Origin of the sequence: Pseudomonas sp. NFR09 (genome assembly GCF_900111535.1) — a bacterium.
Classification (GTDB): domain Bacteria; phylum Pseudomonadota; class Gammaproteobacteria; order Pseudomonadales; family Pseudomonadaceae; genus Aquipseudomonas; species Aquipseudomonas extremorientalis.
Map to the genome: position 1 here is coordinate 101,028 of NZ_FOIH01000005.1, position 25,286 is coordinate 126,313.

Genomic DNA, 25,286 nt, shown 5'->3' on the forward strand with positions numbered 1-25,286 from the left:
GCCTGGAGCCTTGCATGTCATTGTTGAAAACTACTGTGCTGTGCGCCGGACTGATCACCAGCCTGGCGGTATCAGCTCATCCAAAGCTGCTGTCGTCCGCACCATCGGATGGGGCCAAGGGCGCACCCCCCGCCGTGATTGAACTGCGTTTCTCGGAAAACCTGCTGACGCAGTTTTCTGGCGCCAAACTGACCATGACCGATATGCCCGGCATGTCTCACTCGCCGATGCCGGTGAAAGCCAGCGTCGCCGCCAGTACCGATCCCAAGGTGATGCTGATCAAGCCGGCGTCCGCGCTGACGGCGGGTACTTATCGGGTGGATTGGCGCGCGGTGTCGTCCGATACGCATCCGATCCTGGGGAATGTGATGTTCAGCGTCCAGCCATGAGTGAGGCGGTCTCGATATTCCTGCGTTTTGCGCTTTATCTGGATTTGATGCTGGTGTTCGGCCTGGGGTTGTTTGGCCTCTATGGCGACCGCCGCCTATTGAATCTGCAGCCGCTGTTGCGGCTGGCGGCGTGCCTGGGCGTACTGCTGTCGGTGGCGTCGCTGCTGGTCATGACCCAGGCCATGAGCGGCGCTGAAGATTGGCAAACGCTGTGGCCGCACCTGCAGATGATGCTCTGGCAGACCGAGCTGGGCTGGACCTGGAGCTTGCGAATGGTGGCGCTGGTGCTGGTTGCGCTCAATACCCGACTGGCGCCGCTGTTCGGCGCGATTGCGCTGGTGACGCTGGCGTGGGCTGGACACGGCGTGATGCATGAGGGTACGCAGGGGTTGTGGCACGTCCTCAGCGACAGTGCGCACCTGCTGGCGGCGGCGGGTTGGGTCGGCGCGCTGGCTGCATTCGGGTTGGCGCTGAGGAGTACCTCGTTACCGGCGCTCCACAGGCTGGCCCACGCGCTGGCGGCGTTCGAGCGGATGGGCATGCTGTTCGTAGCGGTGCTGATCGGCACGGGCGTGGCGAATTATCTGTTTGTGGTCGGGCCGAACCTCGATGGCATCACCGGGGGCACCTACGCGCTCCTGTTGTGCGTCAAGTTGGGCGTGTTCGGTGTGATGCTGGGGCTGGCGGCGCTCAATCGCTCGCAATTCACGCCGTTGCTGCAACGCGCCCTGGCGGCGGGCGACACTACCGTGGCAGTCAAAGCACTGCGTCGCAGCATTGCGCTGGAGTCTGCCGCAGTGGTGTTGATCCTGGCGCTGGTGGCCTGGCTGGGGACGTTGGTGCCCGGTTAGGACTGCGCGCTCTTCAAGCATTTAAGTGCCTGGAAATCACTGCGGACCTTGTCGATTTTCTGCGTGAGTTTCTGCCGTTGTGGCAGCGTACTTTCGGCCATCACATCGACAATCAGGCTGCGCGCCGCCGCTTCCGTCCGGGCATAGGCCGCTCTGTACTCCGGGGTCCACAGGCTTTCGCGGTCAACCAGCAACTGCTGGATCTTCTGCGGGAAATCGGCACTGCGGCGTTGTTGCACGGCGTCGATAAATTGCGCCTGCCAGCGGGCGCGATTGCCGATCCATTCCCGGTTCTGCTCGCCCAGGGCGATGGACCACGCGGTTACGCGGTTCTGCTGGCTGGCGCTGAGCGGGCCGATCCAGGCGTCCAGGCGTTTATTCATGCGTTCGGCGCGCTCCTTGATCTGCTGTGCCAGGGGCGGCTTGAGGTATTCGTCCTGGCGTTTGCGCAGGTCCTTGGCCAGCGCGTCGTTCATGTCCTTGACCTGCTGATCATCCAGGCCCTGTAGCAGTTGGATGGCGGAGGGGGTGATCTCGTGGGCGATTTCGTTGATGGCCTGCTTGGCCTCGACGGTACGGGCCTGCAAGGCAGCGTCGGTGACCTGATTGTCATCGGCCATCCGCTGCAGGCGGTCCAGCCAATCCAGGTAACCCGGCAATTGCGTGGTGCAGTGCCAGGCCAGGTGCTGCTTGAGGGTGTCGTTGAACCAGCTCTTCTGCCCGGCGTTCATGTCCAAGTAGTCGTTGAGGGTCCAGGGGATGATCACGTCCAGGTTGCGGTAGGCCAGGCCCACGCGATTGCAGCCGGCGAGCACCAGGCTCAGGCTCAGTAATAGCATCAGTAGTTTGAGCCGACGCAGCATGGGCGGGTCCTTCGCAGAGTGGGTTATCACATGTGAACCCGCAGCGGTTGCAACAGTTCAGCCCATCAATAAAACGACCGCGCAGCCTTCAGCGTCAACAGGCCATCGCATTGCGAATTGTGTCCGGAGTAGGCCGAGCAATCCCCGCCGCTGAGGCTGGAGTCGCTGTAGATCAGATTCAAATCAACGCCCATCCACTCCCGGGAGAATTGCACCGACCAGTCGCTGAAGCTGCGAATGGAGCCGCCGTCCACCGAAACCGGAGTGCCCAACTGATGGGTGGTGTATTTCATACTGACGCCGATGCCAAATGGCTGCGTGCCACCGAGGTCGGCGAACAGGGTGCTGTCCTGGCGGTCCGGGTCGTTGCTGAAGGACGCCCCGAAGCGGTTGCCCAACAGGTTCAGGCCGCCGTAGAACTCCTGGCTGTCGAGGGGGCTGAGCTTGGGGTAGCTGTAGTGGATCAGGCCTACTTCGTAACCCAGGGTCTGGTCGAAGGGGTGTTTGAAACCCATGTAGGAATCGATTTCGAGGTTGCTGGACGAAGACAAGCCCATGTTGGGTGAAAACTGACCGAAATACAGGCCACTGTCGTGGCTCAGGTCCAGCCCGCCATGGAACGAGTCGCTGCCGGGGGAGGTGGGCTTGACCAGGCCCTGGGCCATGCTTCGGCTGGGTGTGGTGCCCAATTTCAGGTCGAAATCGCCCAATTCACGCTGGAAGACCTGCGCTTCGGCGAGGGGGCTGGCAACCAGGGCAAAGACCAGGAAGATGCAGGATTTGAACATGCTTCACTCCATGAAAAGCGAGGAGCAGTGACGGATGAAATCGGGCAGATGCCCGTGCTAGACGTGTGCAAGCATACCGGCGAATGGCAGGCGGTGAGGCCCGTTCGTCGATTAGAGGTATAGCGGGGGGGACTTGAGGCTCTAGTCCTAGCGCCTTGAAAGTCAAGACGCTTAGGGACCAGGGGGATTGCGCGGTATTACTTTTTACCCAGGCTGATCTGCTTGGACGGGCCGAAAGTCTGGCCGCTTACGCCCTTGGCAATTTGCTGGATTTCGCCGCCGGACTTGAGGAACGCCGCAATCTGGCTGTTGATCGACTCGCTGGTTTCAACGGCGGGAGCTGGCTTTGCTTTGCTGTTGGATGCTTTTACGCGCATGGCGGCCACTAACCTGTAGAAAATTAACTTGGCCAGGCATCGTACAGGAATGACTTGACAATTGCTTGGTAAATATCCTCCTGGAATAAGTGTCGGGTGTGGAAATAGCCAAAGTTCATCTTTGAAATAAGCCTCTAACTTACTGTTTTAACTCGAAACCACGGGGATGGAGGGCGTTCGGCAGCGCTGGAAAATTCAGTCCAGTAATCGGACGAGCGGGGCTATGCCATTGGAAGGCCACGCCAGCCCGCGATTTTTCAGGCGCCCGCGCGTGGCGAGCGCAACTCGGGTAGAATGCCGCCGACGTAATGAGGGGTTTGGACATGGCTTTAGTCGGGCGCTACAACAGCTTGCAAGTGGTTAAACATACTAACTTCGGTTTGTACCTGGACGGTGCGCAAGATGGCGAAATCCTCTTGCCCAATCGGTATATCCCCAAAGATATTCCCAGTGAAGATGAAGACTGGCTCAACGTTTTCATTTATCTGGACAGCGATGACAAACTTATCGCCACGACTGAAAAACCCAAAGTTCAAGTCGGTGAATTCGCCAGTTTGAAAGTGGTGGAAGTCAACAGTATTGGCGTGTTCCTCGACTGGGGGTTGCCCAAGGATCTACTGCTGCCGTATTCGGAAGAAAAGCGCCAGTTGACGGCCGGTGAATACTGCGTGGTGCATGTCTATCTCGATAAGCACACCAAGCGCATCACCGCCACTGCACGCCTGGATCGCTACCTGGACAAGACACCGGCCAACTACCAGGTGGGCCAGGAAGTCGATCTGCTGGTGGCCGAAGCCACGGACATGGGTTTCAAGGCGATCATCAACAACAAGCACTGGGGCCTGATCCACAAGAACGAAGTGTTCAAGTTCCTGCGCCCGGGCAAGGAAGAAAAAGGCTTTATCAAAGAGATCCGTGCCGACGGTAACATCAGCCTGAGCCTGCAACCGGTTGGCCAGGAAGCGGCCTCCAGCCTGAACTCGAAGATCCTCGCCAAGTTGCGTGAAAACAACGGCACGTTGCCGGTCAGCGACAAGAGCGACCCGGCGGTGATCAGCAACTTGTTCGGCGTGAGCAAGGGCAACTTCAAGAAGGCCATCGGTGCGCTGTATAAGCAGGGCCAGATTGTGATTCATGCCGATCGCATTGAACTAAGCTGAGTGCGTTCTGCTCTTCTGTAGGCGCCCATTGGCGTCTACAGAGGCCGCCTCAATGAATAAGAAAACGCTGTTCGCCTACCTCGGCACGTTGCTCGCCTTCCTGATACTGGACGGCCTCTGGCTCGGCGTCATCATGGGCCCCACCTATAAGTCCCTGTTGGGTCCACTGATGCTGGATCAACCTCGGCTGTTGCCCGCAACGCTGTTCTATCTCCTTTATGTGCTCGGTTGCGTCGTGTTCGTGGTCTTGCCCAGCGCAAGCTGGCAACGCGTCGCCCGCCTGGGCGCCTTGCTCGGCCTGGTCGCCTACGGCACCTATGACCTGAGCAACTGGGCCACGCTGCAAGGTTGGTCCGCTCGATTGGCGATCATGGACATGGCCTGGGGGACGTTCCTGACCGCCGCATGCTGTACGGTGGGCTACCTGTGTGCACAACGAGTGCAACGCTGATTGTGTACAGGATATCTGTGCACCGTTGCTGAGCGTGGCGCCGCCCTATAGCCCGTTATCAGTCCCTTTGGAGCGCCGTGCCAAAGGGATTGCGTTCAATTGGCACGCATTCTGCTGACTATCTCGTATACAAACCATGCCGCCTCCCGTATGCACCCCGTGACGGAAGCGCAGGCCGGTATTTCGAGGAGCCCAGCGATGACCGAACAATTGCCCAAAGGCTACAGCCCACGCCTGTACAACCAGGACTTGGGCCCGCTGCCGCAAAAGTGGAACTGGTACAACATCTTCGCCTTCTGGATGAGCGACGTGCACAGCGTCGGCGGCTACGTGTTCGCCGCCAGCTTGTTCGCCCTGGGGCTGGCCAGTTGGCAGGTGTTGATCGCCTTGCTCGTGGGGATCTGCATTGTGCAGTTGATCGCCAACCTGGTGGCCAAGCCAAGCCAGCAGGCTGCGGTGCCTTATCCGGTGATCTGCCGGCTGGCGTTTGGTGTGTTTGGCGCGAATATTCCGGCGGTGATTCGCGGCCTGATCGCCGTGGCCTGGTACGGGATTCAGACGTACCTGGCCTCGAGTGCCTTGATCATCGTGGTGCTGCGCTTCTTCCCACAGATGGCGGTGTATGCAGAGCCGCATTTTGCAGGCCTGTCCTACCTTGGATGGTTTGGTTTCCTCAGCCTGTGGGTGTTGCAAGCAGCGGTGTTCTGGGCGGGCATGGAGTCGATCCGCCGTTTCATCGATTGGGCCGGGCCGGTGGTGTACGCGGTGATGTTTGCCTTGGCCGGTTGGATCGTGTGGAAGGCCGGTTGGTCGAACATCAGTTTTACCCTGGCGGAAAAATCCCTGTCGGGCTGGCAGGCGTTTGGCCAGGTCGTTGTGGCGACGGCGCTGGTGGTGTCGTATTTCTCCGGGCCAACATTGAACTTCGGTGACTTCAGCCGTTACTGCCGCAGCATGCAGGACGTACGACGCGGCAACTTCTGGGGGCTGCCGGTGAATTTCCTGGCGTTTTCCCTGGTGACCGTGGTGATTGTCTCGGGCACCTTGCCGGTGTTTGGTGAAATGCTGCATGACCCGATCGCCACCGTGTCGCGCATCGACAACAGCATGGCCGTATTGCTCGGGGCCTTTGCCTTCGTCACCGCGACCATCGGCATCAATATCGTCGCCAACTTCGTGTCCCCGGCGTTTGACTTCGCCAACGTCGCACCGAGCAAGATCAGCTGGCGCGCCGGCGGGATGATCGCTGCCGTGGCGTCGATCTTCATCACCCCGTGGAACCTGTTCAATAACCCGCTGATGATCCACTACACCCTGGACATCCTCGCGGCGTTTATCGGGCCGCTGTTCGGGATCCTGCTGGTGGATTTCTATTTGATCAAAAAACAGCAGATCGACGTGGATGCACTGTTCGATGACAGCCCCAGCGGGCGCTACTACTTCGACGGTGGCGTGAACTGGACGGCGATCAAGGCATTGGTGCCCGCGACGCTGGTGGGCGTCGCGATCACCTTCACCCCGGCCTTGCAGGGCATGGCCAACTTTGCCTGGTTTACCGGGTGCTTCCTGGGTGGGCTGTTTTTCCTGGTACTGGCGCGACGTGAACAGGTGCGTGTGCCTGCGCCGCTGGTTGTCGGCTGATCAACACCGAGCCCGCCACCAACAAGCCTGCCCCGGCGACCACCAACGCCGGTTGCAGGCCACCGCTCAGGTGGCTGCTGACCGACGCCAGCAACGGCCCGCTCAATTGGCCGATGGCAAAGCTGGCGGTCAACAGCCCGGTGCTGCGCTGGTAGCCATGGGGCGCGACGTCCCGCAGCCGGGCCATCACCAACTGCATGCAGGCCAGGAACGGCCCGCCACACAGCAAGACCCCCAGTGCCAGGCCCCAGCCATTGCCCAGCAAGCAGGCAAACACCCCGGCCGCTTGCAGCCATAGCGTGGTCATCAGCCAGCGGCGCGTGGTGTTCGGGTCCTTGCGGCGCAGGGTCGCCACCACCACACCGATCGCGGCGGCCAGGCCGAAGCACGGCCAGAACAGGTCGGCCTGCCAGGCCCCCTTGAACTGCGCGTTGGCCATCTGCGACAGGAACGTCGCCGGGATGATGTAGCCCAGGCCGAACAGTACGTAGATCCAGCACAAATGCGCGATGCTGCCATTAGTGCCCGCGTCGGAGTGGCCGCTAAGGGGGGCGGCGGCAGACGGCTTGGGCAGGAAAGGCAGAATCGCCAGCAACATCACCAGCGCCACTGCGCCATACACCAGCCACAACGTTGCGGAGCTTTGCCCCAGCAGATTGGAGCCCAGCGCCAGCAAGCCCGTCAGCAAAATCCCCAGTCCCGGACCGGCAAACACCAAGGCACCCAGGCGCGGACGTCCGGCGGCAATCGCCAGCGGCTGGCTCAGGCTGGTGATCATCACCAATGCCCAGGCACTGGCGACGCCGGTGCCAAAGCGCAGCAACAGGTGTGGCCAAAAGCCATGAGCCCAGTACGACGCCAGGGTCAGCAGCACGCACAGCCACAACCCGCCAAACAACCGGCCACGGACGTGGTGATGGCTGCGCGCGAAGATCGAATCCACCGCGCCGACGAAGTAGCCCAGGTAATTGGCGGCGGCGATCAGGCCCGCACCGGTCAAGTCGATCTGCCCCTCGCTGAGCAGGTGCGGCATTTGCGGGGTGAGGGCGAAGCGGCCAATCCCCATCGCCATCATCAAGGCGACAAAGCTGGCAGTTAAGCGAATCAAGGGAGACATGGTCAGATTTCCTGCGGCTAAGCGAATACCTTCAGGCTAAGGTGGATTGACTTTCTGTAAAATTGAATAATAGTGAGCAACTTGTTCAGTTTTGGAGAAACTCATGGAGTTCAGTCAATTGCGCATTTTCCAGGCCGTGGCGGAAGAGGGCTCCATTACCCGTGCGGCTGACCGCTTGCACCGGGTGCCGTCGAACCTGTCGACGCGCCTCAAGCAAATGGAGGAGCAGCTCGGTGTAGAGCTGTTCGTGCGTGAACGCCAGCGCTTGCAGCTTTCTCCTGCGGGCAAGGTGCTGCTGGACTACAGCACTCGTCTACTGGCCCTGCATGATGAAGCCCATGGCGCCGTGCAAGGTGGGCAACCGGCTGGCGATTTCGTATTGGGCAGCATGTACAGCACGGCCGCGGTGCATTTGCCGAAGCTGTTGGCGGGCTATCACAAGGCTTATCCGATGGTGAACCTTCAGGTGCAATCGGCGCCCAGCGGGGAGTTGCTCGAAGGGTTGATCACCGGTCGCCTGGATGCGGCCTTTGTGGACGGCCCCATCACCATCGCCTCCCTGGACGGCATCGCCCTGTGCGAAGAACGTCTGGTGCTGATTTGCGAAGCCGATCATCCCCCCGTGCGTGGGCCTCAGGATGTAGCGGGGCGCTCGGTGTTCACCTTCCGTCGCAGTTGCGCCTACCGCACCCGCCTGGAGACCTGGTTCTCCCATGAGCACGTGGCCATGGGCCGGGCGATTGAGATCGAGTCCTACCAAGGCATGCTCGCCTGTGTGATCGCCGGGTCGGGCGTGGCGCTAATGTCCGAATCGATGCTCGACAGCCTGCCTGGCAAGGACAGCGTGTCCGTTCATCCGCTGACAGGGCCTTTTGCCACTGCGACCACCTGGCTGATGTGGCGAAAGGGTATGCTCGGCGCTAACCTCAACGCATGGATCGACCTGCAGCAAGCCGGCAACGCTGCGGTGGTGCAAGACACCCGCGCCATCGCTTGAGCGATCCGTCAGGATTTTGATGAATTCAGTAATAGTTCGTTGTGTTTTCGTTCAAGCAATACGTAGGACTTAGGGCTACTATCACTGTAGGAAAGGGCGACAGAACTTGCGCCTACTCGCATTACCCTCAAAGGGGGCAACCATGAAAGAGAAAATTCAAAACTGGCTCCATGACCTGGGTGTTGCACTGGGCTTGATCGAGCCTCCGCTGCAGCCGGTGCCGATTCGCACAGATGACGAGCAGCGTCGTCCACGTCGGCGATAAAACGCGACCTGTAAATCGCCTCAGAATCCATGTGGGAGCGGGCTTGCTCGCGAAGCCGGTGTGTCAGTCAACATTTTATGTACTGACACACCGCCTTCGCGAGCAAGCCCGCTCCCACAGTCGTTTTGCACCAGGCCAAAGAAATGTGCGACAGCTAACGTCGCCCCGTTTTAGGGTGAGCATCCGCCTCTCTTCAAGCGTTTTGACTAATGGTCAGAATCGGACTACCTGTCAGTCGGAATCAGCTGGCTTATCTAATTCTAGAAATACCCATAGCTTGAAACTCAAGCGCCTATTCATAGCGCCCCAACGTTTTATTGAGTGCCTCTTTTCGAGGTGTCAGTCAGAGTTGTTGGAGACAAAGCTATGTTGCTCTCTTCGGTTCCTCCGGTCGCCGCGTCACTCATCACCACAACCGACTGTGTTTTACACGCTGCGCCTGTGTCGAAAGGCTGGAGGGCCGACGCGCCCAGAAACGTCGTGTTTCTTTCGCCGGCATTGACCAGGCAGGCGCTGCTGATACAGATCGCGCTCCTGCGTCCAACAACCATCATTGTTGGAGACCAACCCATCGATGCAGATGTCCTGGAGCAATGGCGTACCTCCCACCCCTTTGGAAACCTCTGTTTGATCCGCAGGGGCACGAGTTTGGACAAGATACGACTGGACCTGTGTGAATCCCACGCCATTCAAGTACTCAACACCCCAGGGGTGAATGCGCCGCATGTGGCCGCCTATATCCTGCGTTGGCTGAGACTGGCGGATGGTTCCATCCCCCGTGACGTGCGTGTACTGGGATACGGCAATGTGGGGAAAGAACTGGTCAACCTGTTGCTTGATCGAGATCCCAATGTTCGGATCAGAGTGCTGGTCCGGCCAGGTCGAGCGTCGGATACTCTCGGCAATCCCGCCTCCGACAGTCGAGTGTCATTTGTCGTGGACTGGTTCGAGGCCTTGGAGGGCGCCGCCGCTGTCGCAGTATGCGTATCCCTCAATGACGAGTCCGTTCATCGCCTCGATCGAGCCCTCATTCAGTGCCTGCACCGCCAAGCCCGCCTGATCTGTGTCGCCAAGCCGGACGTCTTCAGCGACGGTGCGTTGTACGCCCTGGCCGAGGCTGAACATATCCAGCTGGTATTGGACTATGGGCCTGCGACACTGGATGAGTTCCGACAACGCACACAGAGGCTCGGCTGTGAGGTCTCCACTTGGTACCGGCCTGCGACGCTGACTACCCAGGCGTCAACTACCGAGGCCTGCCACCGCGACCTTGACTATGCCGTTTCAATACAGCTGAGTTTGATGGCCTTGCGCGGTCTGGTGAGGCGTAAACTTGCACAGTCATTGACGCTCCCTTCTCTGCCCGCAGCGGCCAGTGCGCCGCGTGTTTCAATCATCGGCAGAGGCATTAATGGCCTGTTCCAGGCCGTGATGCTCCGGTTGGCGAATTATCAGGTCACGGTGTATGGGGGAGATCAGAAGAGCGATGGTGTCAGTTATGCCGATCCGTACTTGGCCGTTGAGTGCAATCGTGCAGGTATCGAGCTGTTTGACAAGTTTCTGGCTGACAACCCAACGCTGGCGAAATTCGCGCAGGCTCGGGATGTTGAGGTTTCGAGCTACGGCCTGGAACTTATCCATCTGAAGAAGGAGATCAAAGCGCTTTTGGGAAGCTCCGGGGTTCGGTTTCCATCACAGCCTTTAAGTCCGGTCCAGATCGCCGCGCAGAGCAGGGAGCACTTCATCGTTATAGCCTGTGAGGAGGAAGGCGTGTCGATAGTTTACTGTTGCGCCCACCACCACATCGCAGCCGGAGGAACCTACGCCGCCGGCACAACGCAAGGACTGTTATGGGCCTCCCTGGTCCAGGAGATCATCCAGGCAAACCAGAACCTGGCGGTTGAATGAAAAAAACGGGCGCGACATCCGACGTCGCGCCCGCTGAAGAAACCCCTCTAAACCCCGCTGTCTCTCAAACCGCGCTGGCCGCCACGCCCTCTGGCCGACGCGACAACACACTCACCACCACAAAGCTCACCAGCCCCACCGCCAGGCTGTAATAGATCGGCGTGTTCGCATCCAGCCCATCCTTGATCATGAATACCAGCGCGGTCACAAAGCCCAGCGTCATGGAAGTAATTGCCCCGGAGGTGGTGGCGCGCTTCCAGAAGATCGCGCCGATCAGCGGGATCAACATGCCGCCCACCAGCAGGTTATAGGCCAGGGTCAGGGCGCTGATCACATCGCTGACTACCAGTGCGATGCCCAGCACGGCAACACCTGTCAGCATCGTGAACAGGCGGTTGACGGCCAGGCTCGACTGTTTGCCGCCACGCAGGCGCGGCAGCAGGTCTTCGGTCAGTACGGTGGAGGCAGCGAGCAGGCCGGCGCTGGCGGTGGACATCATCGCCGCCAGTGCCGCGGCAATCACCAGGCCACGGATGCCATCTGGCAGCGAGGCTTTCACGATAGCGGCAAACGCATTGTTGACGTTGTCCAGGTCCGGGATCAGCACGTGCGCGGCCATACCGATCAGCGCACAGGCCAGGCCGTAGAGGATGCAGTAGAAACCGGCGAAGGTGCCGGCGTACTGGGCGACCTTTTCATCACGGGCGGTGAACACCCGCTGCCAGATGTCCTGGCCGATCAGGATGCCGAAGAAGTAGATCATGAAGTAGGTGATGATCGTGTCCCAGCCGATGGCGGTGAAGCTGAAGCTCGACGCCGGCAGCTTCGCGACCAACTCATCCCAGCCGCCGACGCGGTACAGGCAGATCGGCAGCAGGATAAACATCAGGCCGACGGTCTTGATCACGAACTGCACGATGTCGGTCAGGGTCAGCGACCACATGCCGCCGATGGTCGAGTACACCACCACCACGCCACCGCCGAGCAGCACCGAGATCCAGAACGGCAAGCCGAACAACACCTGCAACACAGTGCCGATGGCCAGGATCGACGTCACGCCGATCATCAGTGCATAAGCCAGCATAATCACAGCGCTGGCCTGGCGGGCCATGGGGTTGTAGCGTTTTTCCAGGACCTGGGTCACGGTGAAGATCTTCAGCTTCAACAGCGGCTTGGCCAGGAACAGGTTCAGCGCAATGATGCCCATGCCCAGCGCGGCACACAGCCAGAAGCCGGAAATGCCATGCACATAACCCAGGCGCACGGTGCCGACGGTGGACGCACCGCCCAATACCGTGGCGGCCATGGTGCCCATGTACAGCGACGGGCCCAGGTTGCGCCCGGCCACCAGGTAGTCTTCGTGGGTCTTGGCGCGGCGCATGCCGTAGTAGCCGAGCACGAGCATGCCGGCGGCGTAGATGAGTACGACGAATAAATCCAAAGCCATGACGGCGGTTCTCCGATTATCTTTTTTATGGGCGATCAGGCGGCGGGTTGCAGCGCCGGTTTAACGCGCGCATCCGTGCACTTGCTGCGAGGGTCGGCGGGCCCGTAGACGGCCGCCGGTTCCGGGAACACACGAAGCAAGGTCAGGTACACCACCGAGGCCAGTCCCAGCGTCACCGGCAGGCTGATATCGATGCCGTCGGCCAGGTTGCCCAGCGGCCCGACAAACTGCCCCGGCAGGTTGACGAAGCACAGGCCCACCAGCGCACTCGGAATCCACGCCCCCAGCCCGCGCCAGTTCCAGCCATGGCTGAACCAGTAGCGACCGCCGGTTTCTCCACGGGTGAACACCTGCAAGTCATCCGGGCAGTAAAAGCCGCGACGCACGATCAGGCCGATGATCATCATCACCATCCACGGCGTGGTGCAGGTGATGATCAGCACGGCGAAGGTCGACACGCTTTGCACCAGGTTGGCGGCGAAACGTCCGATAAAGATGAAGGCAATCGACATCACCCCAATCAGCAAGGTGGCCTTGACCCGTGACAGCAGGCGCGGGAACACACTGGACATGTCCAACCCGGTGCCATACAGCGAGGTGGTCCCGGTGGACATGCCGCCGATCACCGCGATCAGGCACACCGGCAGGAAGAACCAGGTCGGTGCCACTGCAAGCAAACCGCCGACGTAGTTATTCGCCGCGATGTAGTCCGGTGCCTTGATCGCCACGATGGTCGCGGTGGCCAGGCCGAACAGGAACGGGATCAACGTCGCGATTTGTGCCAGGACCACCGCCAGCATGATGTGCATTTTCGGCGTTTCACGCGGGATGTAGCGCGACCAGTCGCCGAGGAACGCGCCGAAGGAAATCGGGTTGCTCATGGCGACCAGCGCGGCGCCGATGAAGGCGGCCCAGAAGCCGGTCTGCCCCAGCGCGACGGAGCCTGCGAAGTGGCTGTCGAAAGCCGGCGCGAAGGCGAAGATACCCAGCAGGAACAACAGGCTCGCTGCCCACACCGCAATGCGGTTGACCCACAGCATGAAGCGAAAGCCGTAGATGCACACCGTCAGCACCAGAATGGCGAACACCCCGTAGGCCAGCCCCAGGGTCAGGTCGGTTTCCGGCAGGCCGATCAGACGTTTCGCACCGCCCACCAGCGCATCACCCGAACTCCACACCGACAGTGAGAAGAAGGCAATCGCCGTCAGCAGCGACAGAAACGAGCCGACGATCCGCCCGTGCACACCAAAATGCGCACCGGAAGACACGGCGTTGTTGGTGCCATTGATCGGCCCGAACAGGCCCATGGGCGCCAGGATCAGCGCACCCACCAGCACGCCCAGCACAATCGCCCAGACGCCGGCCTGGAATGACAGGCCAAACAGCACGGGAAAGGAGCCCAGCACGGCGGTGGCAAAGGTATTGGCACCGCCGAAGATCAGTCGGAACAGATCCTTGGGGCCGGCGGTACGTTCGTGGTCCGGGATCTGCTCGACCCCGTTGGTTTCTATTTTTCGAATACTTTTATCGTTGTTTTTATTATTCATGATCAGCTCCGATCACATTGGCTAAGGGGGCGGCAGCCCTTCCGGCATAGCGGACAAATGTTCGTGACAGGCCAGCCACAGGCCTTGTTTTTGTTGTGCGCCAGATCCTTGCCGTGTGAAGACAATGGTCTCGCGTTCCTGGCTTTTGAATTGCTCTCCGTTCATGCGCAGCTCGGTGGCCACGTCATGGATAAATATCGCCACGTCGCCCTGCAGGCTGACCACGGCGTTGCTCGAGGTGCACGACAGCACCTCGAACCCCTCGTCCCGACGCCAGCTGTCCCACAACGCCTGGTAGGCATCGCGGCTGAGCAGCGGCTGGGGGAGGGTGTAGAACACAAAGCTGGCATCGGCCGTGAACGCGCCGAAGTAGGCGGCGCGATCATTGCGGGCGAAGGCCGCCACCAGCTCGGCGGCGGCTTGCAGCACCTCGTGCGTGCTCATCAGCGGTGCGCCACGCCCGGCAATACGCAGAGCATTTCGTACAGCAGGTTGGCACCCAGCAACGAGGTGTTGCCGGTGGTGTCGTAGGGCGGCGAAACTTCTACCAGATCACAACCAATCAGGTCGAGGCCCTGGCAGCCACGGATGATCTCGATGGCCTGGATGGTGGTCAGCCCGCCGATTTCCGGGGTGCCGGTGCCCGGTGCCCAGGCCGGGTCGATGCCGTCGATGTCGAAGCTCAGGTACACCGGGCCGCCGCCGACCTTTTCACGCACTTCGGCCATCAGCGGTGCGAGGGAGTGGTGCCAGCATTCTTCGGCCTGGACCACGCGGAAACCCTGTTTGCGGCTCCAGTTGAAGTCTTCGGCGGTGTAGCCCTGGGCGCGCAGGCCGATCTGCACCACACGGTCGCAGTCCAGCAAGCCTTCTTCCACGGCGCGGCGGAAGGTGGTGCCGTGGGCGATTTTCTCGCCGAACATATGGTCGTTCACATCGGCGTGGGCATCGATATGCACCAGCCCGACCTTGCCGTGTTTCTTGTGGATCGCCCGCAGGATCGGCAGGGTGATGGTGTGGTCGCCACCCAGGGTCATCGGGATCACGTCGTGTTCGAGGATCTCGTCGTAGGCTTCTTCGATGATGCGCACGGCGTCGAGCAGGTTGAAGGTGTTGATCGCCACGTCGCCGATGTCCGCCACCGACAGCGAGTCGAACGGTGCGGCGCCGGTGGCCATGTTGTACGGTCGGATCATCACCGATTCGGCACGGATTTCACGCGGCCCGAAGCGGGTGCCGGCGCGCAGCGAGGTGCCGATGTCCAGGGGCACGCCGATGAAGGCAGCGTCCAGGCCCTTGGCGGTTTGCAGGTGGGGAAGTCGCATCATGGTGGCGATGCCGGCAAAGCGCGGCATTTCGTTGCCGCCCAGTGGTTGGTGGAAAATCTTGTCCACGGGAGTGCCTCATCGTTGTTTTGTTTATTAGGGGTCGATTCTGCGAAATACAGGGAAACGAAAGAATCGGCAGGGGCAAATACTTAGTTCAGATTTTTCTAAACTAATGCCTGGGGTAAACTGCGTTTAAATGTGGGAGGGGGCGAGCCCCCTCCCACAGGATTTTGTGTGTGCCTCTGGAGCCGCCCATGGCCAACGCCTTGCCCGACCTGAAACTCCTGCGCATCTTCGTCAGCGTCGTGCGTCACCAGGGGTTCGCCAATGCCCAGCACGAACTCAACCTGTCCACCTCGGCCATCAGCACCTACATGAGCCAGCTGGAATCGGCATTGGGCCTGGTGCTGTGCCATCGCGGCCGCGGCGGGTTCAGCCTCACCAGCAAGGGCGAGCTGTTCCATCAGGAAACCCTGCGCCTGCTCGGTGAGCTGGAAGGCTTCGAGCAATATGCTGCCGCGTTGAAGGGCGAGTTGCGCGGCACCCTCAAGCTCGGCGTGCTCGATTCCACCGTCAGCGACAAGGCGCTGCCGTTCGCCGAGGTGATAGGCGCCTACAGCCTGGAGCACCCGGCGGTGCATTTGCACTTATCGGTGATGAGCCCCTACGAGCTGCAACTGGGCGTGCAGGACAACCGCCTGGACCTGGCCATCGGTGCCTTCTCCAACCGCATGAGCGGGCTGATCTACATGCCGCTGTACCGCGAACAGCACTGGCTGTATTGCAGCACCCGGCATCCTTTATTCAATGAACGACGTATCCCGGAACAAGTGATTACCCAGCAACGCATGGTCGGACGCGGCTACTGGAGCCAGGCCGAACTGGCGCGCCATGGCTTCAAGCACAGCGCGGCGACAGTGGAAAGTATGGAGGCGCAACTGATCCTGGTGTTGTCCGGTGCCTATATCGGGTACTTGCCCGAACACTATGCCCAGGCCTGGGCCGACAAGGGTGATTTACGTGTGTTGCTGCCGGCGACCTTCGGCTACCAGGCGCCGTTTTCGATGATCATGCGCCGTGGTCGCAGCCGTGAACCGCTGATCCAGACCTTTCGCGACCTCCTCAAAGCCCAGCTCAACCAGGCCTGAAAATCATGTCCAGATCCCAATGCTCCCGTTGTCTCAGGCCTGCCACCCACTGCCTGTGCCCGTTGATCCCCAGCCTGGAAAGCCGCACCCGCGTGTTGCTGTTGCAGCACCCGAGTGAGGTCAACCACGCGCTGAATACCGCAAGGCTGGCCGCGCTGGGCTTGAACAATGCGCAATTGGTGGTGGGGGAGGTGTTCGACGATCTGGCGACATTGTTGAACCCACCCGGTTATCAGGCGCGGCTGTTGTTTCCGTCGGACGATGCGCAACCCTTGCAACGCTATGCGCCGGACGAACAGCCGATGTTGCTGGTGGTTCCCGACGGCACCTGGCGCAAGGCGCGCAAATTGCTGTACCTCAACCCTTTGCTGGCGGCGTTGCCGCGAGTGACCTTGATGGGCGATGCCGTATCACGCTATCGATTGCGCAAGGCGCCCGGGCCCGGTGCATTGTCCACCGTCGAAGCGATTGCGCAGGCCCTGCAAGTATTGGAAGCCCCCGCCTCCTTCGAGCCATTGCTGCGCCCGTTCGACGCACTGATCGAGCGGCAGATTGCAGCGATGGGCGCAGCGGTCTTCGAGAAGAACCATGGCTGAATCAACGCGCTACATAGCTACCGGAGCCGTCGACAATTAGTGGATAGGCTGATCATTTCAAGGAGTGTGAAATGATTGAGCCGTTAGCGACACACCAGCAGGCAGACCCGTTGGCCACGTTCATGACGCAGCAGCGAGCGAGGCTGCCCCTGGTCTCAGGCGACGAGTGGGCGACCCTGCAAACCGTGGACGCCTTGCAGGAGAAATTCGCCGCGTTCATGGCCGGGCTGGATGACGATGGCCAGCAAGAATATGTACGCCTGCAACGGGCCTTGATCGAGGCCCAGGCGCAGGTCGAACGAAACATTCGTCAATTCGTCACAAACTTTGAACACCAGAGTCTGGAGCGTTTGCGAACGGGCCTCAAAGACCTCACCGGCCATGTCGTTGATCCCAAGGCCCAGCACATCACCACCACCTATTCCTACGACCGCTTCAATGAGCCCAAGGTCGTCCGGCTTTCGCTGTGGGACGCCGCCTGCATGAACTATGACGGCCTGACGGGTTGGGATTACCCCGGCCATGACGGCGTGGCAACGTCCAGCGGGCTCAGTATCGACCTCAGCCCCGAGAGTTTCATCGCATTGGTGCGCGAACTCAATCTCGGTGGCCAACTCAGAACCCTGCTCGACGACAGCCTGGACAAGGCCAAGCCGTTGGGCCAGGCGATTGTGAGCCTGGGGCGGCTGGAGTTTGAGTTCGCCCTGATTGAAGCCCTGAGAGACTCGAACACCACCCGAATCGACCGGGAAAAATACCGGCATATCAAACAAGCACTGGATCAGGACGAGGAGTGGGGGCGCTGCGAGGAAATGCAGCTGTTCATCCCCGATGGCAAGGACAACATCGGTTGGGTGCCTCAATTCATCGGTAACACCGGGCAAATACTCAGCAGGCCGCCGGGGGACAGCCTGAACATCCCCCACCTGGTGTTTTCCGTTAACGGTTGCAAAGGCGCCTTCAGTTACTTTCCCCGTCGGCCGGGCGGGGGCGATCTGCGCCATTTCGACAACCACCGGGAAGCCTGCCAGGAGTTTTATGTGGCCTTCAGTGCTTTCTACCGGCAGGGCAGGGTGGCGTGGTTGTACGGGGTCATGTCACAGCCCGACAGCGAGCGCTTGACCAGACTCAGACGAGGCGCCACGCGCGAAACCGGACTCAGTCCTTTTGCCGAGGCATTACAGGATTTGTTTCTTAAGGTGTTCGAGTCTCGTCTGGAGGACCGGACCGGCTATACCCGCAAGGTCGTGACCAAAGCACCGCCGGTCAGTTTGGGTGATCTCCATCTGGCGCGCATTGGCGCCAACCTGAAGGGCCTGGCCAACGAAAAACCGGGATTTCTGACGACCCTTGCCGGTATCGCTCGCACCGTTATCAGTGAGGTGCTGGAGCTATTGCTGATGCCGGTACCCGGGCCGCTCAAGGGTTTGGCGCGTGTGCGGGCAGTCGCGTTGTTCGCGGCGCTCGGTGAGGGGGTGCTCAACGGTATTTCCAGCGTGCTCGAGGGGCATGCTGGCGAACTGGTCCTGGCTTTTTCCGACTTGGCCGACCTGTTGATCAGCGGGCGGCTGCATAGCCGCCTGGCGTTCAGTGTAAGGCGGCGCCATCAAGCCTTGTATCAACGCCTCTCGCAAATACCCGCCGCCAGCATCAAGGACAGTACGGGGCTGAGTAGCCCCCAGTTGCTTGAGCGCATGCTGCTGCCCTCCCAGGCGCCTGCGCATGAGCTGCAGGCCGTGCTGGAAACCAGCGGCACATCACGAGAGCAACTGGAGCGTGTCTGGGCAGGCGAGCGCCCATCAGCCTCTCTGGTGGAAGCGGCGCATCGGTTCAACGCCGATCGGATGATTGACTGGGTGGCCGGCTTGGTCGATTCCAACCGGCCAGTGCCCATGGGGGCGTTCGAAGTCCTGGGCCCTTTGCTGACCCAGCTGCCGGCGTGGCCGCTGGATACAGCGTTGAGAATCGTGAATGCGCAAGGCCAGGAGTTGCGACGCTACAGCAGGGATACGGCCCGGCCCACGACGGTCGTGATCACGGTCACCGCCCTGGAGAACCACCGGTTTGGCTATTCGACACCGCAGCGCATCACCGCGCACCTGTCCCACGCGGTGGTACAGCTTTTACCGTCAAGTTTTTCCGCCGGCGAACAGGCCGTTCGTCGGCAACTGGCAGCCCAGGCCCAGGCGTCGCGGTTCGATCTGTTCGAAGCCCTGACCCGGTTTGCCGATATCCATCGTTCGGCCGCTACACGCGCGTCGGTGTCCGTGCGCAAGTGGTTGCCCGACAGCGTTGGGCATGACTACCCGGTGCCCGAGGTGATCGAGGTGCTGCGCGCTTTGCATCCCGACGTCAGCTTGCCGAGATTGCTGGAGGTGCTGGATCAGCATCCGCTGTCGCCCGATCAGCAAGCCCGTCTGCTTGAGGTCCGACAACAACCCGAGGGACTGTACGATGGGCTCAAGGCCGCCGCGCAGATGGCGCGCGCCGAGGCACTCATTGACCGGATCTACCACCGCCGCCGGTTTGACCCGCAAACTCAGGCGTGGGTCCAGGCGTTCGCCCGCAGTGCCTTGGGCACTCTTGGCAAACGCCTGATTGTCGGCCCTCCAACCTATGTGCCCCTGGACCGTGACAGATATGCCGTGTTGGTCCTCGACCATGGCGAGGGAGAATTTTCGCCCTACGATCCGTGTAGACAGAGTGCCGGTGTGCAGCAGGGCGGCGCGGATGCGTTTTTCCGGGTAATGCTGAGCCAACTCTCCGATCATGATCGTGCCAGGTTCGGCGCCGATATGCCGGCAGCCATTACCGGGTTTCGTCATCAAGTGGCCCAGGCCATGCTGCGCAATCGTGCACCGCAAGGCACGTTTTACCCGGTGCTGCGCGAGATCACACAGTACGCGAGCGACGTCGACGCCACGCGTATGGCCTCCGAGCCTGATGCGATGGGTTTGTACCGTTTGGCGTCGGACCGCTATTTGTTCATCGACAGTCAATATTTCAAAGTGACCCAAGCGGATCAGACCCAACCCTGGCGTATCCGCCATCCTGCCCTGGACGACGCGTATGCGCCGGTATTGAGCCATAACGGCGCGGGCGCCTGGCGCCATGAATGGGAGAACCCGCTGACCTGGGACGGGCAACAACCTTTTTACCGCCTGGGGCCCAGGTTTCGCGCATTGGCCCCGGATGCCATCGACAAGGTTCAGCAGATCAGCGGCGTGACCCCGGACATACTGCGCAAGGTGCATGTGCGCAGCGAACCGCCGCCGGTGCTGCTGGTGGAGGCATTCGAGCGCTTGAATATCTTTGAACGGGTCAAGGACGGGCTGGAACAAGGTGCGGAGTTTATCGTCCAGGTGCTTGACGAAATAACCCCTGACGCGGCTGATGCGCTGGTCGGTCGGGCGGGTGTTGCGCGTGAAGATCAGGTCACGACCCTGGAGAGCAAGGTGCACATGGACAAACTGCAGATGCATGCGCAGTTTTTCGATGTGCTGCGCCGCAAGAACCAGCGGTCCGATGACCCTTCGGTACAGGTGATAGTGCGTCAGTTCCCTGGATTGACCGTGGGGATTGCGCAGGACTGGGTGCAACATGCTTCTGCGTCTGAGTTGGAGCGCCTCCGGGAGGGGCGCGTACCGCACACCTTGGCGCAAGAGGCGCGGTGGTGGTCCCGTTGGTTGCGGGTCTGTGGCGCCCTGGAAGGCGTGCACCTGTCGCCGTTGGCGAATGACGACAGTTCTCGGTTGATCCTCCATGAGCTGGCTGGTCTGAAGGGGTGGCCAGCATCGCTGCGGGTTGAACTCTGGGACGCCCGCCGCGTGATCGACAGCGTCGGTCCCGATGATGCTGACCTTCGGCGGGTCTTGAAACCGAGCGTCGGGCAGTACCTGGCCTACGTCCAACGGGCGGATGGCAGCTTGCAGGCAATGGGCGCGCGCGCGCCCTTCCTGGAGGCCTTGCTCAACGCACTGCCTCTGGCCGAGCGGCAGGCGTTGGGCTACACCCACCCCGGCGCGCTGGAGGAGTTGCGCGCAGAGATGGGCGCCCGCCTGGGGCAGGATTGGTCGGGAATCCAAGCGACACTCAACATGCGGCCAATGCCATCGAGGCTCGCGCCACCCCGCCTGATCAATGGTCGCAAAGGCTATCCACTCAGTGGTGGAACCGAATTCGGGCCGACAGAGCGTGAACAGATCTCACGTATGCGTGAGTTGTACCCTTCTAAAACGGACGCCGAGGTGTGGGCGATGCTAGCGGAGGCGGGTGACACGGTCGCTATGCGTGAAGAGATGATCACCAAGCAAGTCAAAGAGCGAGATCAGCTGTACAGGGATTTGCAAGCGTGGCGGGATCAGGCGTCGACAGCCCAGCCGGACAGCGCATCGGCCCGATCACGGGCGTTGGCGGTTGAGCGAATTCAGCGTTGCTGGGCCAAGGAAGCTGTCACGCCGGGAGTGGCCGAGAAGCTCAACCTGGACGATCTGGATTTGGCAAGCTTGCCGACCCTGCGCGCGCACTTTGGTCATGTGACTATGCTGAGTGTGAGAAACAACCGATTGACGGAGTTGCCGGAGCGCTTTCTTTTCAACTTTCCGGCGCTGCGTGTTCTTTATCTCAATGGTAACCAACTCACGCATCTTCCCAATCTGGACCTCCACGCACGCCTGGCAGTGCTCAATCTGTCGAACAACCACCTGCGGTTCAACTATGTGGACGAGGAACGACTGGCTGAGCTGACGGAACTCAGAAGCCTTGATTTGTCGGGAAACCCACTTGGGCAAGGACGACGCTTGAACGTGTATAGGTTGACGAACCTGCGGGAGCTGAACCTGCGCAATTGCGCGTTGAACCAATTGCCGCGCGGTGCCGTGAGTCTCTCCACGTTGGGCAGCTTTGACCTGCGTGACAATCAAATACAGGACCTGGCCGAGACGGACCTGTTCATTTATCCCGAAGTCCATCAGGGAATGAACTTGAGAGGTAATCCGCTTTCCGCCGAGGCGCGACAGTTGTTACGCCGAGTGGGCGAGCGTCGGGGACCTCCCGGTGTTGATTTCGGACTATGGGAGCCGACGGTTCCTTTTGATCGGCGTCCCGACCGCTGGTTGGCGCTGCTCCCTCCTGGAGAAGTACAAGCGCGCCAACTCGATTGGGCGTACTTGCAAAACCAGCCAATGGCGGATTATTTCTTTGAGTTGCTGGCAAGCATTGCCGAATACCCGCAGTTCATTGACCCTCACCACCGTGTGATGAGGGAGATCATTTCTCACCGAGTCTGGGGGGTGATTGACGATGCGATGTCCCATGAGGGCATGGAGCGAATTGCTTACTTACCGTGTTATCGCACCCTTCGCGGAGGGATTGATGGTTGCCTGTTGTGCTTGCATCAACTTGAGTTGCAAATAGCTCCCTTACGGATACTCGATGCCGGCGTCCAAACGGCCGGGCCAAATCTGTTGCATTACTACCGTGCACTGCGTCGCCTTGAATACATAGATCAGTATCTTTCCAGGCACTTTGAGCCCCAGGGCATGGCATTCGCTTGCACGCGGGTCCTGAGTTATCGCATCGCCCTGGCATCGAGCCTGAATTTGCCGCAAGTACTCCCCCAGCGTTTTGAGGCGGCTGTGCCGGATGCCCGTTCAGTCAATACCGTGCGCACGGCGGTACTGAATAATGAGACGGAAACGAACTGGCCTGAGTTGTTACAGAAAGAGCCTTTCTGGGTGCATTTTATTCAACATAAATATGCCGCAGATCTCGAATTCAAGCTCCGCCGTTTCCAGAAACTATTGGAGGTTGCTGATCAACAACTGGCGAGCGGCTTGATCAGTGAAGGGCAGTACGTGAATCGTCTCAATGGCGTGCGGGACGCGAGGGCATCAGCCGAAAACAAGCGGATTCGGGACTTTACCCACCAGGAATGGACAGCGTTCGTGATCGGATGATTCTTCATGCTTATACCCTAACGCAATAAGCACCGCACTTTGCGTGATATGGCCCGCCAGGCTTTCCCGGTATGATGTGCGCCCCGCAGTCTGGATTGCGAATACGCCATGACCTTGCAGTACCCTACAATCGCCGATTGCGTCGGCAACACGCCCCTGGTCCGCTTGCAACGCATGGCGGGTGAAACCAGCAATACCCTGCTGCTCAAGCTCGAAGGGAACAACCCGGCCGGTTCCGTGAAGGACCGGCCGGCGCTGTCGATGATCACCCGCGCCGAGTTGCGCGGGCAGATCAAGCCTGGCGACACCCTGATCGAAGCGACGTCGGGTAACACCGGGATTGCCCTGGCCATGGCCGCTGCGATCAAGGGCTACAAGATGATCCTGATCATGCCCGACAACGGCAGTGCCGAGCGCAAGGCGGCGATGACTGCCTATGGCGCGCAGTTGGTGCTGGTCACCCAGGAAGAAGGCATGGAGGGCGCGCGCGACCTCGCCGAGCGCATGGCCGCCGAAGGCCGTGGCCTGGTGCTTGACCAGTTCGCCAATGGCGACAACCCCGAGGCGCACTACACCAGCACCGGCCCGGAAATCTGGCGCCAGACCCAGGGCACCATCACCCATTTCGTCAGCTCCATGGGCACCACCGGCACCATCATGGGCAACTCGCGCTACCTCAAGGAGCAGAACCCGGCGATCCAGATCGTTGGCCTGCAACCGATGGAAGGCGCGGCCATCCCGGGTATCCGCCGCTGGCCCGAAGAGTATCTGCCGAAGATCTACAACGCCACGCGCGTGGACCGCATCATCGACATGGCCCAGCGCGAGGCCGAAGACACCACCCGCCGCCTGGCCCGTGAAGAAGGCATCTTCTGCGGCGTATCCTCCGGCGGCGCCGTGGCCGGTATGTTGCGCCTGTCCAAGGAGGTGGAAAACGCGGTGATCGTCGCGATCATCTGTGACCGAGGCGACCGCTACCTGTCGACCGGCATCTTCGACGAACCCAACTGATGGCCAGGCACGAGAGAGGCCTGCGCTTCCAACCGACGGGCGGCAGCCGGGCCCCGCAGATTCCGGTGGGCAAGAAACAACGCCTGACCATCGAGCGCCTGGCCAATGACGGCCGTGGCATCGTGTTCTTCGAAGGGCGCACCTGGTTTGTGAACGGCGCGCTGGCCGGCGAAGAAGTCGAAGCGCGGGTGCTGGGTGCCCACGGCAAAATCGTCGAGGCGCGCACCGAGCGCGTCTTCAAGGCCAGCGAGCTGCGCCGCCCGGCGCCTTGTGCGCACGTCGGTCGTTGCGGCGGTTGCAGCGTGCAGCATTTGCCCCATGCCGAACAGCTTGCCCTGAAACAGCGCATGCTCGCCGAGCAACTGTCCCGCGTGGCGGGCGTGGAACCGCAAGAGTGGGCCGCACCGTTGAGCGGGCCGGAATTCGGCTACCGTCGCCGCGCCCGCGTGGCCGTGCGTTGGGATGCCAAGGCGAAACACCTGGACGTCGGTTTTCGCGCCGTGGCCAGCCAGGACATCGTCGCCATCGATGACTGCCCGGTGCTGGTACAGGCCTTGCAACCGATCATGCAGCGCCTGCCGAACATGCTGCGCCGCCTGAGCAAACCGCAGGCCCTGGGGCATGTGGAATTGTTCAGCGGTACGTCCATTGCGGTGTTGCTGCGGCATATGGCGCCGCTGTCCGAAGCGGACCTGCAGGTATTGAACGAATTCTGCGCTTTCCATGAGGCGCAGTTGTGGCTGCAGGGCGAGGGCCAGCCGGCGCCGGTTGACACCGATGCTGTGTTGGGCTTTCCACTGGAACAGTGGAATCTGGAACTGGCTTACCGGCCAGGCGACTTTGTGCAGGTCAACGCCGGCGTCAATGCCGCGATGGTTGCCCAGGCCCTGGAATGGCTGGCGCCACAACCCGACGAACGGGTGTTGGACCTGTTTTGTGGCCTGGGCAATTTTGCCTTGCCACTGGCGCGCCAGGTACGCGAAGTGGTGGCGGTGGAAGGTGTGCAGACCATGGTGGACCGGGCGGCCGTGAATGCCGTCAGCAACGATTTGCACAATGCGCAGTTTTTTCAAGCCGATTTGTCCCAGCCTTTGATTGACGCAGAATGGGCCAAACAGGGCTTTTCTGCGGTACTCTTGGACCCACCCCGTGACGGTGCCCTGGAGGTTGTGCGCAAGCTTGCGACCTTGGGCGCCAAGCGTCTGGTGTATGTGTCCTGCAACCCGGCCACGCTGGCGCGGGACACGGTTGAGTTGGTCAGGCAAGGCTACCGGCTAAAACGTGCCGGGATCCTCGACATGTTTCCGCAAACCGCGCATGTCGAGGCCATGGCGTTATTTGAAGCGGGCTAGGATGCCTGTTTAATCCGACTGGCCTGCGTTCTCCAGGGCCTTTGATCTGCCAGGGAGTCCGCAGTAAACGTCGGCGATGATTTTGGCGCATCG

The 25,286-nt window shown here is 60.7% G+C and carries 21 protein-coding genes; 13 read left to right on the top strand and 8 right to left on the bottom strand.

Going from position 1 to position 25,286, the window contains the following annotated elements:
• Nucleotides 1-14: 14 nt before the first annotated feature.
• Nucleotides 15-389, top strand: coding sequence for a copper homeostasis periplasmic binding protein CopC (gene copC, locus BMX59_RS13250; protein ID WP_093122152.1), 375 nt, complete (start codon nucleotides 15-17; stop codon nucleotides 387-389).
• Nucleotides 386-1,240 carry a copper homeostasis membrane protein CopD gene (gene copD / locus BMX59_RS13255; RefSeq protein ID WP_092242889.1) on the top strand — a complete coding sequence of 285 codons (855 nt, stop codon included), beginning with the start codon at nucleotides 386-388 and terminating at the stop codon, nucleotides 1,238-1,240. The genes copC and copD overlap by 4 nt, the downstream gene beginning before the upstream one ends.
• On the opposite strand, the gene BMX59_RS13260 is transcribed toward copD, so the two are convergent.
• The 3 genes from BMX59_RS13260 to BMX59_RS13270 all read right to left on the bottom strand — a co-directional run bounded on the left by BMX59_RS13260 (nucleotide 1,237) and on the right by BMX59_RS13270 (nucleotide 3,268).
• Nucleotides 1,237-2,103 carry a DUF6279 family lipoprotein gene (locus tag BMX59_RS13260; RefSeq protein WP_092242891.1) on the bottom strand — a complete coding sequence of 289 codons (867 nt, stop codon included), beginning with the start codon at nucleotides 2,101-2,103 and terminating at the stop codon, nucleotides 1,237-1,239. The two genes, copD and BMX59_RS13260, sit on opposite strands and share 4 nt — an antisense overlap.
• 65 nt (nucleotides 2,104-2,168) lie before the next feature.
• Complete coding sequence (locus BMX59_RS13265) at nucleotides 2,169-2,891, bottom strand: TorF family putative porin (protein WP_092242894.1); 723 nt, start codon at nucleotides 2,889-2,891, stop codon at nucleotides 2,169-2,171.
• A 197-nt stretch (nucleotides 2,892-3,088) separates the two neighbouring features.
• A complete protein-coding gene (locus BMX59_RS13270) occupies nucleotides 3,089-3,268 on the bottom strand; it encodes a hypothetical protein (RefSeq protein ID WP_003193095.1) in 180 nt (59 codons plus the stop codon).
• Between the two features lie 323 nt (nucleotides 3,269-3,591).
• Between BMX59_RS13270 and BMX59_RS13275 the strand changes: the two genes are divergently transcribed.
• The 3 genes from BMX59_RS13275 (at nucleotide 3,592) to BMX59_RS13285 (ending at nucleotide 6,520) form a co-directional block, all read left to right on the top strand.
• Entirely contained in the window at nucleotides 3,592-4,428 is an 837-nt protein-coding gene (locus BMX59_RS13275; protein ID WP_017134857.1) for a CvfB family protein, read from the top strand.
• Between the two features lie 52 nt (nucleotides 4,429-4,480).
• A complete protein-coding gene (locus tag BMX59_RS13280) occupies nucleotides 4,481-4,879 on the top strand; it encodes a DUF2177 family protein (protein ID WP_093122162.1) in 399 nt (132 codons plus the stop codon).
• A gap of 198 nt (nucleotides 4,880-5,077) precedes the next feature.
• Entirely contained in the window at nucleotides 5,078-6,520 is a 1,443-nt protein-coding gene (locus BMX59_RS13285; protein WP_092242900.1) for an NCS1 family nucleobase:cation symporter-1, read from the top strand.
• Here the strand turns inward: BMX59_RS13285 and BMX59_RS13290 are convergent.
• Nucleotides 6,432-7,637, bottom strand: coding sequence for an MFS transporter (locus BMX59_RS13290; RefSeq protein WP_093122169.1), 1,206 nt, complete (start codon nucleotides 7,635-7,637; stop codon nucleotides 6,432-6,434). The genes BMX59_RS13285 and BMX59_RS13290 overlap by 89 nt on opposite strands.
• Nucleotides 7,638-7,740: 103 nt before the next feature.
• Here BMX59_RS13290 and BMX59_RS13295 point away from each other — a divergent pair, with 103 nt between their 5' ends.
• The 3 genes from BMX59_RS13295 (at nucleotide 7,741) to BMX59_RS13300 (ending at nucleotide 10,807) form a co-directional block, all read left to right on the top strand.
• Nucleotides 7,741-8,634 carry a putrescine utilization regulator PtrR gene (locus BMX59_RS13295; protein WP_092242904.1) on the top strand — a complete coding sequence of 298 codons (894 nt, stop codon included), beginning with the start codon at nucleotides 7,741-7,743 and terminating at the stop codon, nucleotides 8,632-8,634.
• A gap of 142 nt (nucleotides 8,635-8,776) precedes the next feature.
• A complete protein-coding gene (locus BMX59_RS30745; protein WP_003193089.1) occupies nucleotides 8,777-8,899 on the top strand; it encodes a PA1414 family protein in 123 nt (40 codons plus the stop codon).
• A 366-nt stretch (nucleotides 8,900-9,265) separates the two neighbouring features.
• The gene (locus BMX59_RS13300; protein WP_093122174.1) at nucleotides 9,266-10,807 is read left to right on the top strand and encodes a Rossmann-fold NAD(P)-binding domain-containing protein; all 1,542 of its coding nucleotides are present in this window, start codon (nucleotides 9,266-9,268) and stop codon (nucleotides 10,805-10,807) included.
• A 64-nt stretch (nucleotides 10,808-10,871) separates the two neighbouring features.
• Here the strand turns inward: BMX59_RS13300 and BMX59_RS13305 are convergent, their stop codons facing one another.
• Genes BMX59_RS13305 through speB form a run of 4 tightly spaced genes read right to left on the bottom strand, consistent with a single transcriptional unit; the run spans nucleotide 10,872 to nucleotide 15,195 of the window.
• On the bottom strand, nucleotides 10,872-12,254 hold the full coding sequence (locus tag BMX59_RS13305; RefSeq protein WP_092242910.1) for a sodium:solute symporter family protein: 1,383 nt from the start codon (nucleotides 12,252-12,254) through the stop codon (nucleotides 10,872-10,874).
• 35 nt (nucleotides 12,255-12,289) lie between these two features.
• Nucleotides 12,290-13,801, bottom strand: coding sequence for a purine-cytosine permease family protein (locus BMX59_RS13310; RefSeq protein WP_093122178.1), 1,512 nt, complete (start codon nucleotides 13,799-13,801; stop codon nucleotides 12,290-12,292).
• A 21-nt stretch (nucleotides 13,802-13,822) separates the two neighbouring features.
• The gene (locus BMX59_RS13315; RefSeq protein ID WP_092242915.1) at nucleotides 13,823-14,245 is read right to left on the bottom strand and encodes a YybH family protein; all 423 of its coding nucleotides are present in this window, start codon (nucleotides 14,243-14,245) and stop codon (nucleotides 13,823-13,825) included.
• The gene (speB, locus tag BMX59_RS13320; protein WP_033900672.1) at nucleotides 14,245-15,195 is read right to left on the bottom strand and encodes an agmatinase; all 951 of its coding nucleotides are present in this window, start codon (nucleotides 15,193-15,195) and stop codon (nucleotides 14,245-14,247) included. The genes BMX59_RS13315 and speB overlap by 1 nt, the downstream gene beginning before the upstream one ends.
• A 188-nt stretch (nucleotides 15,196-15,383) precedes the next feature.
• Here speB and BMX59_RS13325 point away from each other — a divergent pair, with 188 nt between their 5' ends.
• From BMX59_RS13325 to rlmD, 5 genes are all read left to right on the top strand, one after another.
• Complete coding sequence (locus BMX59_RS13325; RefSeq protein ID WP_017134867.1) at nucleotides 15,384-16,277, top strand: LysR family transcriptional regulator; 894 nt, start codon at nucleotides 15,384-15,386, stop codon at nucleotides 16,275-16,277.
• 5 nt (nucleotides 16,278-16,282) lie between these two features.
• Nucleotides 16,283-16,873: a tRNA-uridine aminocarboxypropyltransferase gene (locus BMX59_RS13330; RefSeq protein ID WP_092242918.1), complete on the top strand. Its 591-nt coding sequence runs from the start codon at nucleotides 16,283-16,285 to the stop codon at nucleotides 16,871-16,873.
• Between the two features lie 71 nt (nucleotides 16,874-16,944).
• On the top strand, nucleotides 16,945-22,830 hold the full coding sequence (locus BMX59_RS13335; protein ID WP_093122188.1) for an NEL-type E3 ubiquitin ligase domain-containing protein: 5,886 nt from the start codon (nucleotides 16,945-16,947) through the stop codon (nucleotides 22,828-22,830).
• Nucleotides 22,831-22,938: 108 nt separating this feature from the next.
• Nucleotides 22,939-23,841, top strand: coding sequence for a cysteine synthase CysM (gene cysM, locus BMX59_RS13340; protein ID WP_058425337.1), 903 nt, complete (start codon nucleotides 22,939-22,941; stop codon nucleotides 23,839-23,841).
• Entirely contained in the window at nucleotides 23,841-25,193 is a 1,353-nt protein-coding gene (gene rlmD, locus BMX59_RS13345) for a 23S rRNA (uracil(1939)-C(5))-methyltransferase RlmD (RefSeq protein ID WP_071491327.1), read from the top strand. Before cysM ends, rlmD begins: the two co-directional genes overlap by 1 nt.
• Nucleotides 25,194-25,286 lie beyond the last annotated feature (93 nt).

Coding starts and splice junctions, on each gene's coding strand:
- BMX59_RS13265 (WP_092242894.1), bottom strand. CDS start 2,891: ATGTTCAAATCCTGCATCTTCCTGGTCTTTGCCCTGGTTGCCAGCCCC.
- cysM (WP_058425337.1), top strand. CDS start 22,939: ATGACCTTGCAGTACCCTACAATCGCCGATTGCGTCGGCAACACGCCC.
- BMX59_RS13280 (WP_093122162.1), top strand. CDS start 4,481: ATGAATAAGAAAACGCTGTTCGCCTACCTCGGCACGTTGCTCGCCTTC.
- BMX59_RS13330 (WP_092242918.1), top strand. CDS start 16,283: ATGTCCAGATCCCAATGCTCCCGTTGTCTCAGGCCTGCCACCCACTGC.
- BMX59_RS13310 (WP_093122178.1), bottom strand. CDS start 13,801: ATGAATAATAAAAACAACGATAAAAGTATTCGAAAAATAGAAACCAAC.
- BMX59_RS30745 (WP_003193089.1), top strand. CDS start 8,777: ATGAAAGAGAAAATTCAAAACTGGCTCCATGACCTGGGTGTTGCACTG.
- BMX59_RS13270 (WP_003193095.1), bottom strand. CDS start 3,268: ATGCGCGTAAAAGCATCCAACAGCAAAGCAAAGCCAGCTCCCGCCGTT.
- BMX59_RS13290 (WP_093122169.1), bottom strand. CDS start 7,637: ATGTCTCCCTTGATTCGCTTAACTGCCAGCTTTGTCGCCTTGATGATG.
- BMX59_RS13325 (WP_017134867.1), top strand. CDS start 15,384: ATGGCCAACGCCTTGCCCGACCTGAAACTCCTGCGCATCTTCGTCAGC.
- BMX59_RS13260 (WP_092242891.1), bottom strand. CDS start 2,103: ATGCTGCGTCGGCTCAAACTACTGATGCTATTACTGAGCCTGAGCCTG.
- BMX59_RS13295 (WP_092242904.1), top strand. CDS start 7,741: ATGGAGTTCAGTCAATTGCGCATTTTCCAGGCCGTGGCGGAAGAGGGC.
- BMX59_RS13300 (WP_093122174.1), top strand. CDS start 9,266: ATGTTGCTCTCTTCGGTTCCTCCGGTCGCCGCGTCACTCATCACCACA.
- BMX59_RS13335 (WP_093122188.1), top strand. CDS start 16,945: ATGATTGAGCCGTTAGCGACACACCAGCAGGCAGACCCGTTGGCCACG.
- BMX59_RS13305 (WP_092242910.1), bottom strand. CDS start 12,254: ATGGCTTTGGATTTATTCGTCGTACTCATCTACGCCGCCGGCATGCTC.
- BMX59_RS13285 (WP_092242900.1), top strand. CDS start 5,078: ATGACCGAACAATTGCCCAAAGGCTACAGCCCACGCCTGTACAACCAG.
- BMX59_RS13315 (WP_092242915.1), bottom strand. CDS start 14,245: ATGAGCACGCACGAGGTGCTGCAAGCCGCCGCCGAGCTGGTGGCGGCC.
- copD (WP_092242889.1), top strand. CDS start 386: ATGAGTGAGGCGGTCTCGATATTCCTGCGTTTTGCGCTTTATCTGGAT.
- rlmD (WP_071491327.1), top strand. CDS start 23,841: ATGGCCAGGCACGAGAGAGGCCTGCGCTTCCAACCGACGGGCGGCAGC.
- BMX59_RS13275 (WP_017134857.1), top strand. CDS start 3,592: ATGGCTTTAGTCGGGCGCTACAACAGCTTGCAAGTGGTTAAACATACT.
- copC (WP_093122152.1), top strand. CDS start 15: ATGTCATTGTTGAAAACTACTGTGCTGTGCGCCGGACTGATCACCAGC.